We start from the raw sequence: 14,681 nt of genomic DNA, 5'->3' as shown, positions 1-14,681 counted from the left end.
AAATGGCTAAAACCTTCTTTACCCTATGGCGGCAACGGTTAGGTTACGGGATTGCCGATCTCTCCTGTAACCTGGTCTGGCAGTTAATTTCGCTATACCTGATGTTTTTCTATACCGACGTAATGAACCTCCCGGCCTACTGGGTGGGGATCATGTTCCTGGTGACACGGCTGGTGGACGGGGTGGCGGATGTGTTGATGGGTCTTATGATCGACAACACCACCACCCGCTGGGGGCGTTGCCGTCCGTGGCTGCTGTTTGGTGCGGTACCCTTCGGGCTGATGTGTATTCTGGCATTTTACGTGCCTGATTTTGGCACCACCGGCAAGCTGGTGTATGCATTTATCACCTACCTGTGCCTCTCGTTCCTCTACACCATCGTCAACATTCCTTTCTGCGCGATGCTGCCGTTCCTGACGGCGGATTCCCAGGAGCGCACCACCTTATCCGCAGTGCGTATTCTGCTCGGCTCGCTGGGATCCACTATTGTGGCGGTGGCCACGCTGCCACTGGTCGGAGCGTTAGGACAGGGCAATCAGGCCCAGGGTTTCCTCTATACCGCCGTGGTATTCGGGGTAATCGCCACTTTCTTCCTGCTGATCAGCTTCCGCAACGTGGAGGAGAAAATCAGTATTACCCAGGAGCGCATGACGTTGAAACGTGCCTGGACCGGCCTGAAATCCAACACCCCGTGGAAGGTGTTCGCGCTGAATATCTTCCTGATGTGGGGGGCATTCTTCTTCCAGACGGGGGCGCTGGTCTATTTCTTCCACTACTACGTGGGCAGCAGCGAACTGACCGCCCTGGTGGCCGGGATCTCCTCCTTCGTGCCGCTGCTCGGGACGCTGACGGTGCCGTTCCTCGCAGGCTTAATGAAAAAACGCCATGTCTATCTGGTCGCCAGTACGGTTAACCTTGTCGGGATGGGGATCATGATGGCGGCGGGCATCAACTACTGGGGGCTGGTTATCGGGGCTATCGTCCTGTCGCTCGGCGCAGGGCAACGCACCGCGATCTACTTCTCCATGCAGGCCGATCCGGTGGATTACGGCGTCTGGAAAACCAGGATTAACACCGCAGGCATTCTGACCTCCATCAACGGCTTCCTCGGTAAAGTGGCGATGGCGGGGGCAGGGGCGATCACCGGTCTCTTGCTCTCCTCGGGCGGCTATGTGGCAAACGCGGCGCAGACCCCGTCAGCCCTGCTGGCGATCCAGGCCTGCTACCTGTGGATCCCCGCCGGGCTCATCGTGGCGTCGATGATCTGGATCGGGCGCTTCTACCGGCTTGACGACAGCTTCGCGGCGATCCGCGCGGACCTTGATGCTGGCATCTACGCCCCGGACGGCGCACCAGAACTCAAAAAATCCGCCGTTATTTAATCTGACCTCTTTCTGATAACAGGACATCTATGCGTATCTCTGTGATTAGCGCAGCGGTTTGCTGCGCCCTTTTTTCGCCCTCATATGTCTTTGCCGACGCGCAAAGTGTGGAACAACGCCTGGCTCTGCTGGAGCAGCGCCTGAACGCAGCGGAACAACGAACTGCCGAGGCTGAACAGCGTGCCTCACAGGCGGAGGCAAAATTAGCCACACTAAGCCAGCAAACTCAGGCTACCGAAAAGAAAGTGGAGACCGTCAGCCAGAAGCAGAAGCAAAACGCGCTCAGCGATGGATTCGAATTTAACGCATACGCCCGTTCCGGTCTGCTAATCAATAACCACGGCAAAGGGGCGCGCGGCGGTCCTGGCGTGTCACCGGCCAGCTCGCTTAATGGCGACGCGCACGTCGGGCGTTTGGGTAATGAGGAAGACAATTACATCGAGCTTAGTTTTGGCAAGCGCATGACTTTTGACGATGGCTCCTGGGCTCACTTTAAAACCATGATTGCCGATGGGGCTACCAACCCCGATCCCTGGGTGCAGGACAACGACAGCCACCATATCAACGTGCGCCAGATGTATGTGGAGATGGGCAACTTCGCCGAATTTTCCGGGCCGGCGAAAAACGCTTATCTGTGGGCCGGGAAGCGTTTCGATCGCGATAACTTTGATATTCACTTTACCGACAGCGACATCATGTTCCTCGGCGGCACCGGGGCCGGGATCTACGACGTGCAGTGGACCAATAACCTGAAAGGTGATTACTCCCTGTATGGCCGCAATTTCGGCGATCTTGGTAGCTCGCACTATGAAGACAACGACATCCAGAACCTGATGCTGACCGCCAACCACTTCTACGGTAACTGGCAGCTGATGCTCACCGGGATGACGGCCCAGGGCAACGACGATCTCAAGGACAACACCTCCTCGACCGGAAGCTATGCCCTGCGCAGCGACAACACTGCGCAAAACGGTTATTACGTGATGCTGGCTTATCACGACAAACAGCAGTTTTATGGCCTGACGAAGGGGTTATCGGAAACAGCGCTGCAGTTTGGCGGCGGGTTAGGAGCCGAAGCGCGCCAGCCGGGCAGCGACGGCGATCTCACGGATAATGCCACCTCTCTGCGCTTCGCCTCTTACGGTATTCTGCCGGTGGCGAAAAACTGGGAAATCGCGCCGTCAGTCATCGCTCAGCACAGCGAAGATCGTTATCGTGACGGCGACCGTTATGACTGGGCGACCTTTAACCTTCGTGCCTCACAGGCGCTAACCCCGCATTTTGCCCTGCTGTATGAGGCGTCCTGGCAGTATATGGATCTGGATCCCAACGGGCGCACCTATCGATCGGATGGGGACGTACACCAGTATCAGGCGGTGAAAGGGGACTTTTACAAGCTGACCTTTGCCCCGACGTTCAAAGTAGGCAACGTGTTTGATATCAAAGCGCGTCCGGAGATCCGCCTGTTTGCCACATATATGAACTGGGATAAAGAGCTGGATCGGTATGCTATTAACGACGACTTTGGTAGCGCAGGGTTCACTGCGGGCGGGACATGGAATTTTGGTGTGCAGACCGAAATCTGGTTTTAACGTCGCGTAACAGCCAACAAAAAGGCCGGGATATCCCGGCCTTGATTATTTTTACTACACTACGCCATTCGCGGCGAAAAACTCTTAGCGACTACGGAAGACAATGCGGCCTTTGCTCAGGTCGTACGGGGTCAGCTCAACAGTCACTTTGTCGCCCGTCAGAATACGGATATAGTTCTTACGCATTTTACCGGAGATATGCGCGGTAACGACGTGACCGTTTTCCAGTTCTACGCGAAACATGGTGTTAGGCAACGTTTCGAGAACGGTACCCTGCATTTCAATATTGTCTTCTTTGGCCATCTAATCCTCTGGGGTATCACTACCAAGTTTTGAACCGGCAAGATAATGCCGAAATTCATCAATTAAGTAAAGATTTGCGCGTTTAAAACGCAGCAAAGCAGTTTCAGCGTATTACCCGGACGTCACGGATGAACCGTACGAAAAGCGCATACGTAAAGGGGAGGTGGCAGGATAAACGATAGGGCGTTATCGGATGCGAACTATTCCCAAACGGCGGCGGGGCAACAGGCAGAACCTACTCTGCGGCAGAATTATAGCACCTTGAGGAAAAATATGCGGAAAACATTTATCTTTGGGGCATAAATAACGTCGCTGGCACCCAGAAGTTCTGCGGTAATTTTTGCATGCGCAGGGTTGCCAGCTGTGCCAGATATTCATGGCGGGAGATCTCGACCGCGCCGAGAGAGGCGGTATGTTCGTTCAGCACTTGGCAATCAACTAATCTCCCGCCGCTGCGGGCAAAACGCTCGCAGAAAACCAGCAGCGCGGTTTTCGAGGCGTTAACCGCCCGGCTGAACATCGATTCACCGCAGAACAGCGTACCCTGCGCCACACCGTACATCCCGCCCACCAGTTCATTTTTATCGTCCCACACCTCAATTGAATGGGCATAACCCAGCTCATGCAGGCGATGATAGGCGGCGATCACCTCGGGTGTGATCCAGGTTCCTTCGAAGCGATCGTTGGCGCACCCCTGGATCACCTGGCCAAACGCGTGGTTGAGGGTGACGCGATAAGGGGAGTGAGCGTGAAAGCGTTTCATGCTGCGGCTGATATGAAATTCCGCAGGCCACATAACGGCGCGGGGGTCGGGCGACCACCATAAGATCGGATCGCCGGGAGAAAACCACGGAAAAATCCCGCGCTGGTACGCCATCAGTAAACGCGACGGGCTCAGGTCGCCGCCCAGGGCCAGCAAACCATTAGGTTCGCGCAGCGCCCCTTCCGGAGAAGGGAACGCAAGAGAGTGACGAGAAAGCTGGACCAGGCGCATGACAACAAAACTCCAGTACGCAAAGTGGGGATCGGTTCAAATATAGACTACAGACGTTGTTTAAACTGGTAGTAGCGGCCCTGTTTTGCCAACAGTTCAGCGTGATTACCTTGCTCAATAATGTGTCCGTTGTCCATCACAATAATTTGATCGAAATCCGCCAGGCCGCGCAGGCGGTGCGTCACCATCAGCACCGTTTTGCCTTGCATCTCTTCTTTCAGTAAATCAAGTATTTGGCGCTCCGTTGTGGCGTCCAGCCCCTCGGTCGGTTCATCCAGCAACATCAGCGGCGCATTGTGCAGCAGCGCGCGGGCAATCGCCAGACGGCGCAGCTCGCCTCCGGAAAGCTGACGGCCGCCTTCGCCAAGCCAGCTGTTGAGCCCTTCGTCTTCCAGCAGCTTGTGCAGACCCACTTTTACCAGCATCGCACCCAAAACTTCATCGGCGGTGCCGGGGGCCGCTAATAGCAGGTTGTCACGCAGGGTGGCGCTGAAAAGATGGACCCGCTGCGGCACCACGCTTACCGTTTTGCGCAGGGCTGGCTCGCTCATCTGCATCAGGGGCGTGTCGTTGAACAGGATCTCTCCCTGCGCCGGATCCCAGGCGCGGGTCAGGAGCTGCAGCAGCGTGGATTTACCGCAGCCCGTGCGTCCCAGCACCGCAACGTGGGCACCTGCGGGGATCGTCAGATTAATATGGTCCAGCGCGGGCTGGGCCTGACCGTCGTAGGCAAAGCTCACATCCGCTAGACGCAGAGCCAGCTGCTCAGGCACTTCAGACGCAGCGGTGCTGAACTGTACCTCAGGCTCCTGACCGGTGATTTGCGTGATGCGCAGCGCCGAGGCCACCACCTGTCCCAGGTGCTGAAACGCACCGGTCACCGGAGCTAGAGCTTCGAACGCCGCCAGCGCACAGAAGACAAAAAGCGCAATGAGCGGGCCCGGCTGGGTGTTATCGCCCACGCCGCCAGAAGCCATCCACAGCATCGCCATTACTGCGCCTCCGCCAATCAACAGCATCAACGCCTGTGACAGGGCCGTTAACTCGGACTGCTTGCGCTGGGCTTCGTGCCAGTTAAGCTCGGTATTTTCCATCTGCGCGCGATAGCGACGGCTGGCACCAAAGATCGTCAGCTCCGCCTGACCCTGCAGCCAGCCCGTCAGCTGCTGGCGATACTCGCCGCGCAGACGGGTCAGGTTTTCGCCGGTCGGTTTCCCGGCCCGGTAAAACAGGGGCGGTAATACAAAGAGCGTCGCGAGCATGATCCCGCCGAGTACCAGCGCAATGTGAACATCCAGCAGGCACAGCCCGAGGGTGACGACCACAATCACCACCAGCGCACCCACCAGCGGGGAGATGACGCGCAGGTAGAGGTGATCAAGAGTATCGACGTCGGCGACAACGCGGTTAAGCAGTTCGCCCTGGCGATAGCGCGCCAGCCCGGCAGGGGAGAGGGGGAGCAACTTGCTGAAGGTGGTTACGCGCAGGTGTTGCAGGACGCGGAAGGTCGCGTCATGGCTGACCAGACGTTCAAAGTAGCGCCCGGCAGTACGGGTGATCGCCGTGCCGCGCACCCCGGCGGCAGGCAGCATATAGTTGAAGCTGTACAGTCCGGCAAACCCGGCTACCGCCGAGGCAGAGAGGAACCAGCCGGAGAGCGTTAACAGACCGATGCTGGCCAGCAGGGTGACAATCGCCAGCACTACGCCCAGCGTCAGCATCCATTTGTGGCGAATATACAGCGCCAGATAAGGCAGTAAAGCGCGCATCAGATCTCCTCCTGACGGTTTGCCAGCAGGGCCGCAAACGGGCCCTGTGCCGCTGAGAGCGTAGCGTAATCGCCCTGCTCAACAAGCTGGCCGTTTTCCATGACCCAAATCTGATCCCACTGAGCGATGCCCTCCAGCTGGTGGGTTACCATCAGCGTGGTCTGCTGCTGCGATGCGGCATCAAGGGCCAGCATCACGCGCTGTTCGCTGTGCGCATCCAGGCTGGCGGCGGGCTCATCCAGCAGTAAAAGCTGGCACGGGTTGAGCAGGGCGCGGGCCACGGCAATACGCTGTGCCTGGCCGACGGAGAGCCCCGCCGACTGATCGCCCACCACCGTGTCCACGCCATTCGGAAGAAGGGGGAGAAACTCGCTGACCCACGCCCGATCGAGCACCGACAGCAGCTCTTCTTCGCTGGCGTCCGGGCGCGCCAGCAGCACGTTTTCCCGCAGCGTGGCTGCCGGAAGCTGCGGGTTCTGACCCACCCAGCTTAAGTGGGTGCGCCACTCGTCAGGATCGAGCGCAGAGAGCTCAACCTGGTTGATTCGCAACGAGCCGCTGTAGGCCATAAAGCCAGATAACGCATTCAGCAGCGAGCTTTTGCCCGAGCCGCTGGTACCCACCAGCACCACCCGCTGGCCTGCCGCCAGGGTGAAGTTTAATGGCCCTGCCAGTACTTTGCCCTCCGGCGAGAGGACGCAGAAATCTTCGGCCTCCACGCTTACCGGTTTGCTGGTGCTCAGGGTCACGTCGCCGCGCTGCGGATGGGCCAGCGGCGTTTCAAGGAAGGTTTTCAGGCTGTCGGCCGCGCCCACTGCCTGCGCCTTCGCATGATAAAAGGTGCCCAGATCGCGCAATGGCTGGAAAAACTCCGGCGCCAGAATCAGTGCCAGGAAGCCTGCGGAGAGGGTCACAGCGGTGCCGTAATGGCCGAAATTGAGGGCGCCGAGGTAGGAGAAACCAAAGTAGACGGCAACCAGCGCAATCGACAGGGAGGTAAAGAACTCCAGCACCCCTGAGGAGAGAAACGCCAGGCGTAACACTTCCATGGTGCGCTGGCGGAAATCCTGGGAGGCGTGGCGAATGTTTTCGGTTTCGGCTTCGCCACGACCAAAAATACGCAGCGTTTCCATACCGCGCAGGCGATCAAGGAAATGGCCGCTGAGACGGCCGAGCGCCAGGAAGTTGCGGCGGTTGGCGTCGGCGGCCCCCATACCGACCATCGCCATAAACAGCGGGATCAGCGGGGCGGTACCCAGCAGGATCAGCGCGGCGACCCAGTTATAAGGGAAAATGGCGAGCACAATCAGCAGGGGAACAAAAGCGGCCAGCGCCATCTGGGGCAGATAGCGGGCATAGTAGTCGTGCATATCATCGATTTGCTCGAGGATGAGCGTCGCCCAGCTTCCGGCAGGCTTGCCCTGGATCCAGGCGGGCCCGGCCTCCTGCAGCCTGTCGAGCACCTGGCGGCGAATTTCATAGCGGATATTCTGTCCGGCGTGAAAACCCACGCGCTCACGCAACCAGACCACCCAGGCACGCAGGATAAAAACAAGGATCAGCACAATGAAAGGCAGTAACAGAGCCTCCCGCGGGATATTTTCCATGATCATATGGTTAAGAATGCGGGCCAGCAGCCATGCCTGGCCAACAATCAACAGTCCGCTGATAAACCCTAAAAGACGGGAAATATTCAGCCAGCGGCGGGAAAGAACGCTTTGCTGTTTAAGCCAGCGTGTTAACTCTTGTTGACGGGTTTTTTCCATTGCGTGCTTTGCAGGTGATGTTATTAGGTATTGGGCACGGCAATGTTACATCGCAGAGACAATAAAGGCGACTTATCGCCGCCTTTTTTACGTTTGTTGCTGATTTGTAAAAATTATTTACTCTGATCGGCCAGTCCGTCGAGATATCGTTCTGCATCCAGCGCGGCCATACAACCGGTGCCCGCAGAGGTGATTGCCTGACGATAAATGTGGTCCATCACGTCGCCCGCGGCGAACACGCCCGGGATGCTGGTCTGGGTGGCATTGCCATGAATACCGGACTGCACTTTGATGTAGCCGTTCTCCAGCTCCAGCTGGCCGTCGAAGATCGCCGTGTTCGGGCTGTGGCCGATGGCCACGAACAGACCCGCCACTTCCAGCGTTTCGACGTTGTCGGTGTTCTGCGTATCACGGATGCGCAGACCTGCAACGCCCATCTGATCGCCGGTCACTTCTTCAAGGGTGCGGTGGGTATGCAGCACGATATTGCCGCTGGCCACTTTGTCCATCAGACGCTTGATCAGGATCTTTTCCGCGCGGAAAGTATCACGGCGGTGAATGAGGTGCACTTCAGAGGCGATATTCGCCAGATACAGTGCCTCTTCAACCGCGGTGTTGCCGCCGCCGATGACCGCGACCTTCTGGTTGCGATAGAAGAAACCGTCGCAGGTTGCGCAGGCAGAAACGCCGCGGCCTTTAAACGCCTCTTCAGACGGGAGGCCCAGATAGCGGGCAGAAGCACCGGTCGCGACGATCAGCGCGTCGCAGGTATATTCCGCGTTATCACCGATCAGGCGGAACGGACGGTTTTGCAGATCGACCTTGTTGATGTGGTCAAAAATGATTTCGGTATCAAATTTGGCGGCATGCTCGTGCATGCGTTCCATCAGCAACGGCCCGGTCAGGCCTTCAGGATCGCCTGGCCAGTTTTCTACTTCGGTCGTGGTGGTCAGCTGACCGCCTTTTTCCATGCCCGTGATCAGTACCGGTTGCAGGTTAGCGCGTGCAGCGTAGACCGCTGCGGTGTATCCCGCAGGTCCAGAACCAAGAATTAGAAGTTTGCTGTGTTTGGCCGTGCCCATGAGATCCCCATTGTTGTTGGCAGACATTTTCCCGGATTGTAGGGAATTTGTTGCCGTAAAAAAGGGCGCAGCGATTTTGTTAACGATGTGTGTAATAGAAAGCGCCAATCAACCGCCGCGCGGGAAAGGTGATTTTATAACAATAATGGTAGGTAATCGGTCGAAACTGCGGCGATAAAATGAGGATTAATCGCCGGACGTAATGAATATCCGGCATGTTGTACTAAAAATCGATGTTTTGCTTTGACAATCCCCTGCGCTTTTGCGAAAACATTCAAGGAAGAAAAAAAACGGTCTTTGTGTTTCGCATAGTCATGCACAAAATCACCATTTTTACCGGGTCAGCGAAATCTACGCATGGTGTGGACAGATGCCATACGTGATGTTGATGGCCGCCTCTGGGCAACGGTCTTCATACCACATAACCCCAATCAGCATCGCGTAAACTAAAAAACAGGCGATGCGGTTAACCGCGGGGAAAGACTCTGAACAGTGAAGTGCACAGGGTCCTGGCAGGAGTTAGGGAAGGAATACAGAGAGACAATAATAATGGTAGATAGCAAGAAGCGCCCTGGCAAAGATCTCGACCGTATCGATCGTAACATTCTTAATGAATTGCAAAAGGATGGGCGTATTTCCAACGTCGAGCTTTCAAAACGTGTGGGACTTTCCCCGACGCCATGCCTTGAGCGTGTGCGCCGACTGGAAAGACAGGGTTTTATTCAGGGCTATACAGCACTGCTGAACCCGCATTATCTGGATGCCTCACTTCTGGTATTTGTTGAGATTACTCTGAATCGTGGTGCGCCGGATGTGTTTGAGCAATTCAATGCCGCCGTACAAAAACTTGAAGAAATTCAAGAGTGTCATCTGGTTTCCGGTGATTTCGACTACCTGTTGAAAACCCGCGTACCTGATATGTCCGCATACCGTAAGCTGCTTGGCGAAACCCTGCTGCGACTGCCTGGTGTGAACGACACCCGTACCTACGTGGTAATGGAAGAAGTCAAACAGAGCAATCGTCTGGTTATTAAGACGCGCTAACACGGAACAGGTGCAATATCAGCGTACTTTGATTACACTCCTGGTAATCCATACAGCAACAGTGTCGGGCCTCCCGGCACTGTTGTCCGTTTAGCACTCAGGCAGGAATTGCCTGATACCTGGAGAGCCTGTTTTGAGCCAGGAATATACCGAAGACAAAGAAGTCAATTTAACCAAGCTCAGCAGTGGACGCCGACTCCTTGAGGCGTTACTGATCCTTGTTGCTCTTTTTGCCGTCTGGTTGATGGCAGCCTTACTCAGTTTCAACCCCTCCGATCCCAGCTGGTCACAGACCGCATGGCACGAGCCTATTCATAATTTAGGCGGCGTACCGGGCGCATGGCTGGCGGATACGCTGTTCTTTATCTTTGGCGTGATGGCGTACACCCTTCCCGTCATTATTATTGGCGGCTGCTGGTTCGCCTGGCGCCATCGCCAGAACGATGACTACATCGACTATTTTGCCGTCTCGCTGCGTCTGATAGGCGCGCTGGCGCTGATCCTCACCTCCTGCGGTCTGGCGGCGATTAACGCCGACGACATCTGGTATTTTGCCTCCGGTGGCGTGATTGGCAGCCTGCTGAGCACCGCGCTGCAGCCGATGCTGCACAGCAGCGGTGGCACGCTGGCGCTGCTCTGCGTCTGGGGCGCGGGGCTGACCCTCTTTACCGGCTGGTCCTGGGTCAGCATCGCCGAGAAAATCGGCAGTGTGATCCTCAACGTCCTGACCTTTGCCAGCAACCGCACCCGTCGTGACGACACCTGGGTCAACGACGAAGAGTATGAAGACGACTACGAAGATGCCGAGCCGAGCGCCGAGCGTCGGGAGTCTCGCCGCGCCCGCATTATGCGCGGGGCGCTGGCGCGTCGTAAGCGTGTGGCTGAGAAATTCGCCAATCCATTAGGCCGCAAAACCGATGCGGCGTTGTTCTCCGGCAAACGGATGGACGACGAGGAAGAGGTGGCTTACAGCGCCCGTGGCGTAGCCGCCGATCCGGATGATGTGCTGTTCTCCGGTAATCGTGCCCTGACATCCGATTATGATGAGTACGATCCGCTGCTCAACGGCCACTCAGTGGCTGAGCCGCTTGCCGCCGCCGCTGCCGCCACCACGGCAACTCAGGCTTTTGCTGCGCCGGTGGATCCGGTGACCCCGACTCCTTCTTTACCAGAGATGCCGTTACAGCCGCCTGCGGTTGACTGGCAGGCTGAGCCAGGCGCGCCAGCCGCCCCGGCGTATGCTCCTGAGCCAGACCTTTATGCCGCCCCTGCACCGCAGGAGCAGTGGCAGCCGCCTTATCAGCCTGAGCCTGTTTATGCGCAGCCGCAGTACGAGCCGCAGCAGCCCGTGTATCAGCCGGAACCGGTGTATCAGTCCGAGCCGGTCTATCAACCTGAACCTGTTTATCAGCCTGAGCCTGTTTATCAGCCTGAGCCGGTTATCGCTCAACCGATTATTGAAGAGCCGCCGGTCGAAGAGGTGAAACCCTCCCGTCCGCCGCTTTACTATTTCGAAGAGGTGGAAGAGAAACGTGCCCGCGAGCGCGAGCAGCTCGCGGCCTGGTATCAACCGGTGCCTGAGGCGGCACAAGAGCCAGCCCCGGTTAAAGCTGCTGAAACTCCAGCTGTTCCAGTTGTGGAGCCAGTCTCTACCGTCGCACCTGTTGCTGCCAGCGTACAGCAGGCGACAAGCGCAGGCGCGGCTGCGGCCAGCGCTGCAGCACCGTTATTCAGCCTGGCAACCGGTGGCGCACCGCGTCCACAGGTGAAAGAGGGGATTGGTCCTCAGTTGCCGCGCCCTAACCGCGTGCGTGTTCCTACCCGCCGTGAGCTGGCCTCGTATGGCATCAAGCTGCCTTCCCAGCGGATAGCGGAAGAGAAAGCGCGTGAGGCCGGACGTCAGCATTACGAAGTTGAACAGTACGAAGAGGATGCCGATGAAATGCAGCAGGAGGAGCTGGCCCGCCAGTTCGCTCAGCAGCAACATCAGCGGTATGGCGGTGAGGATTATCAGGCTGAGCCGCAGCACTTTGACACTCAAAATGACGAAGATGATGCCGCCGAGGCGGAGCTGGCTCGCCAGTTCGCCGCCACGCAGCAGCAGCGTTATTCCGGGGAGCAGCCGACGGGGGCTAACCCGTTCTCGCTGGCGGACTTTGAATTCTCGCCAATGAAAGATCTGGTGGATGATACGCCGAGCGAACCGCTGTTCACGCCGGGCGTAATGCCGGAAGCCGAGCCGCCGCGTCAGGCATTTACGCCGCCGCAACCACAGCAGTATGCACAGCCTCAACAGCCTGTTCAGCAGCCGCCACAGCAGTATGCACAGCCTCAACAGCCTGTTCAGCAGCCGCCGCAGCAGTATGCACAGCCTCAACAGCCTGTTCAGCAGCCGCCGCAGCAGTATGCACAGCCTCAACAGCCTGTGCAGCCGCAGCAGCCAGCGCCTCAGTCTCAACAGAGCCTGATCCACCCGCTGCTGATGCGTAACGGTGACAGCCGTCCGCTGCAAAGACCGACCACGCCGCTGCCGTCATTTGACCTGCTGACACCGCCGCCAACGGAAGTTGAACCGGTCGATACCTTCGCCCTCGATCAAATGGCGCGCCTGGTAGAACTGCGTCTGGCCGATTTCCGTATTAAAGCGGATGTGGTGAACTATTCGCCTGGCCCGGTGATCACCCGTTTCGAGCTGAACCTGGCGCCGGGCGTGAAAGCCGCGCGTATTTCCAACCTCTCTCGTGACCTGGCGCGTTCGCTCTCCACCGTGGCCGTGCGCGTGGTTGAGGTCATTCCGGGCAAACCTTATGTTGGCCTGGAGCTGCCGAATAAAAAACGTCAGACCGTTTACCTGCGCGAAGTGCTGGATAACGCCAAATTCCGCGATAACCCGTCGCCGCTGAGCGTGGTGCTGGGTAAAGACATTGCCGGCGAGCCTGTGGTGGCCGATCTGGCGAAAATGCCACACCTGCTGGTGGCGGGTACGACCGGTTCCGGTAAGTCTGTTGGGGTGAACGCCATGATCCTCAGCATTCTGTACAAAGCGCAGCCGGAAGATGTGCGTTTCATCATGATCGACCCGAAAATGCTGGAGCTCTCGGTTTACGAAGGTATTCCGCATCTGCTGACCGAAGTGGTGACCGACATGAAAGATGCTGCCAACGCCCTGCGCTGGAGCGTCAACGAGATGGAGCGTCGCTACAAGCTGATGTCTGCGCTCGGCGTGCGTAACCTCGCCGGATATAACGAGATCATCGCAGAAGCGGCGAAGATGGGCCGTCCAATTCCGGATCCGTACTGGAAACCGGGCGACAGCATGGATGCTGAGCATCCGGTGCTGGAAAAACTGCCGTACATCGTGGTGCTGGTGGATGAATTTGCCGACCTGATGATGACCGTCGGCAAGAAAGTGGAAGAGCTGATCGCTCGCCTGGCGCAGAAAGCGCGTGCGGCAGGTATTCACCTGGTGCTGGCGACCCAGCGTCCGTCGGTGGATGTCATCACCGGCCTGATTAAAGCCAATATCCCGACCCGTATCGCCTTTACCGTGTCGAGCAAAATCGACTCCCGTACCATTCTCGACCAGGGCGGCGCAGAGTCGCTGCTCGGCATGGGTGATATGCTCTATTCCGGGCCTAACTCGACCTCGCCGGTGCGTGTCCACGGCGCGTTTGTTCGCGACCAGGAAGTGCATGCCGTGGTGCAAGACTGGAAGGCGCGCGGTCGTCCGCAATATATCGAAGGCATAACCTCTGACAGCGAAAGCGAAGGCGGCGGTGGCGGCGGCTTTGACGGCGGTGAAGAGCTGGATCCGCTGTTCGATCAGGCGGTCAACTTCGTCACTGAAAAACGTAAAGCCTCTATTTCCGGGGTTCAGCGCCAGTTCCGCATCGGCTACAACCGCGCAGCGCGCATCATCGAGCAGATGGAAGCCCAGGGCATCGTGAGCGAGCAGGGCCACAACGGCAACCGTGAAGTGCTGGCACCGCCGCCGTTCGAGTAATGCCCCCGATTGCAAAGATGGGTAAGGCAGCAAAATTTAAGCATTTTCTTCTGTCGCCTGCCTGCGGGCAGGTCCAGAATAGTGACAGAAACCCCCATTTCGGGAAGACGCTTTGTAAGGATGAACAATGAAAAAAATCGCAATCACCTGTGCATTACTGACTGGCTTTGTGGCAAGCAGCGTCTGGGCTGATGCCGCCAGCGACCTGAAAAGCCGCCTCGATAAAGTGAGCAGCTTCCACGCCAGCTTCACGCAGAAAGTGACCGATGGCAGCGGCAACGCGGTGCAGGAAGGTCAGGGTGACTTGTGGGTTAAACGTCCGAATCTGTTCAACTGGCATATGACCCAGCCGGATGAGAGCATCCTGGTTTCCGACGGGAAAACCCTGTGGTTCTTCAACCCGTTTGTGGAGCAGGCTACCGCTACCTGGCTTAAGGATGCCGCCAGCAACACGCCGTTTATGCTGATCGCCCGTAACCAGAGCAGCGACTGGCAGCAGTACAACATCAAACAGAACGGCGATGACTTTGTGCTGACCCCGAAAAGTGGCAGCGGTAATCTGAAGCAGTTCACCATTAACGTGAGCAGCAACGGGACCATCAATCAGTTCGGTGCGGTTGAGCAGGACGATCAGCGCAGCAGCTATCAGCTGAAATCCCAGCAGAACGGGGCGGTTGATGCATCTAAATTCACCTTTACCCCGCCGAAGGGCGTCACGGTGGACGATCAACGTAATAAGTAAGAGG

Annotated in this window: 10 protein-coding genes and 1 pseudogene; 5 read left to right on the top strand and 6 right to left on the bottom strand. The window is 57.4% G+C overall.

Annotation, left to right across the window (positions count from 1 at the left end):
- Positions 1 to 2 precede the first annotated feature (2 nt).
- Positions 3 to 1,382, top strand: coding sequence for a glycoside-pentoside-hexuronide (GPH):cation symporter (locus K5I40_RS17475; protein WP_223075072.1), 1,380 nt, complete (start codon positions 3 to 5; stop codon positions 1,380 to 1,382).
- Positions 1,383 to 1,411: 29 nt separating this feature from the next.
- Positions 1,412 to 2,974: a carbohydrate porin gene (locus K5I40_RS17470; protein WP_139564675.1), complete on the top strand. Its 1,563-nt coding sequence runs from the start codon at positions 1,412 to 1,414 to the stop codon at positions 2,972 to 2,974.
- 84 nt (positions 2,975 to 3,058) lie between these two features.
- Here the strand turns inward: K5I40_RS17470 and infA are convergent, their stop codons facing one another.
- The 6 genes and pseudogenes from infA to trxB all read right to left on the bottom strand — a co-directional run bounded on the left by infA (position 3,059) and on the right by trxB (position 8,888).
- The gene (gene infA, locus K5I40_RS17465) at positions 3,059 to 3,277 is read right to left on the bottom strand and encodes a translation initiation factor IF-1 (protein ID WP_001040187.1); all 219 of its coding nucleotides are present in this window, start codon (positions 3,275 to 3,277) and stop codon (positions 3,059 to 3,061) included.
- A pseudogene (locus tag K5I40_RS17460) lies at positions 3,205 to 3,390 on the bottom strand (hypothetical protein); the annotation flags it as partial. The gene infA and the pseudogene K5I40_RS17460, both read right to left, overlap by 73 nt.
- Before the next feature lie 173 nt (positions 3,391 to 3,563).
- Positions 3,564 to 4,271, bottom strand: a complete 708-nt coding sequence (gene aat, locus K5I40_RS17455; protein WP_223075073.1) for a leucyl/phenylalanyl-tRNA--protein transferase — start codon at positions 4,269 to 4,271, stop codon at positions 3,564 to 3,566.
- 47 nt (positions 4,272 to 4,318) lie between these two features.
- Positions 4,319 to 6,040: a heme ABC transporter ATP-binding protein/permease CydC gene (locus tag K5I40_RS17450; protein ID WP_223075074.1), complete on the bottom strand. Its 1,722-nt coding sequence runs from the start codon at positions 6,038 to 6,040 to the stop codon at positions 4,319 to 4,321.
- On the bottom strand, positions 6,040 to 7,806 hold the full coding sequence (locus tag K5I40_RS17445) for a heme ABC transporter permease/ATP-binding protein CydD (protein ID WP_223075075.1): 1,767 nt from the start codon (positions 7,804 to 7,806) through the stop codon (positions 6,040 to 6,042). Before K5I40_RS17445 ends, K5I40_RS17450 begins: the two co-directional genes overlap by 1 nt.
- Before the next feature lie 113 nt (positions 7,807 to 7,919).
- Positions 7,920 to 8,888, bottom strand: coding sequence for a thioredoxin-disulfide reductase (gene trxB / locus K5I40_RS17440; RefSeq protein ID WP_039029502.1), 969 nt, complete (start codon positions 8,886 to 8,888; stop codon positions 7,920 to 7,922).
- A gap of 549 nt (positions 8,889 to 9,437) precedes the next feature.
- On the opposite strand from trxB, the gene lrp reads away from it, so the two are divergent.
- The 3 genes from lrp to lolA all read left to right on the top strand — a co-directional run bounded on the left by lrp (position 9,438) and on the right by lolA (position 14,677).
- Complete coding sequence (gene lrp, locus K5I40_RS17435) at positions 9,438 to 9,932, top strand: leucine-responsive transcriptional regulator Lrp (protein ID WP_000228469.1); 495 nt, start codon at positions 9,438 to 9,440, stop codon at positions 9,930 to 9,932.
- A 133-nt stretch (positions 9,933 to 10,065) separates the two neighbouring features.
- Positions 10,066 to 13,935 carry a DNA translocase FtsK gene (gene ftsK / locus K5I40_RS17430; RefSeq protein ID WP_223075076.1) on the top strand — a complete coding sequence of 1,290 codons (3,870 nt, stop codon included), beginning with the start codon at positions 10,066 to 10,068 and terminating at the stop codon, positions 13,933 to 13,935.
- A 127-nt stretch (positions 13,936 to 14,062) separates the two neighbouring features.
- Entirely contained in the window at positions 14,063 to 14,677 is a 615-nt protein-coding gene (lolA, locus tag K5I40_RS17425) for an outer membrane lipoprotein chaperone LolA (RefSeq protein ID WP_039029500.1), read from the top strand.
- Positions 14,678 to 14,681: the final 4 nt, after the last annotated feature.

The organism is Leclercia sp. LTM14, from assembly GCF_023736175.1.
Classification (GTDB): Bacteria; Pseudomonadota; Gammaproteobacteria; order Enterobacterales; family Enterobacteriaceae; genus Enterobacter; species Enterobacter barmai.
The sequence above is the reverse complement of the archived record's forward strand: the minus strand, read 5'-3'. Positions and strand labels throughout refer to the sequence as shown.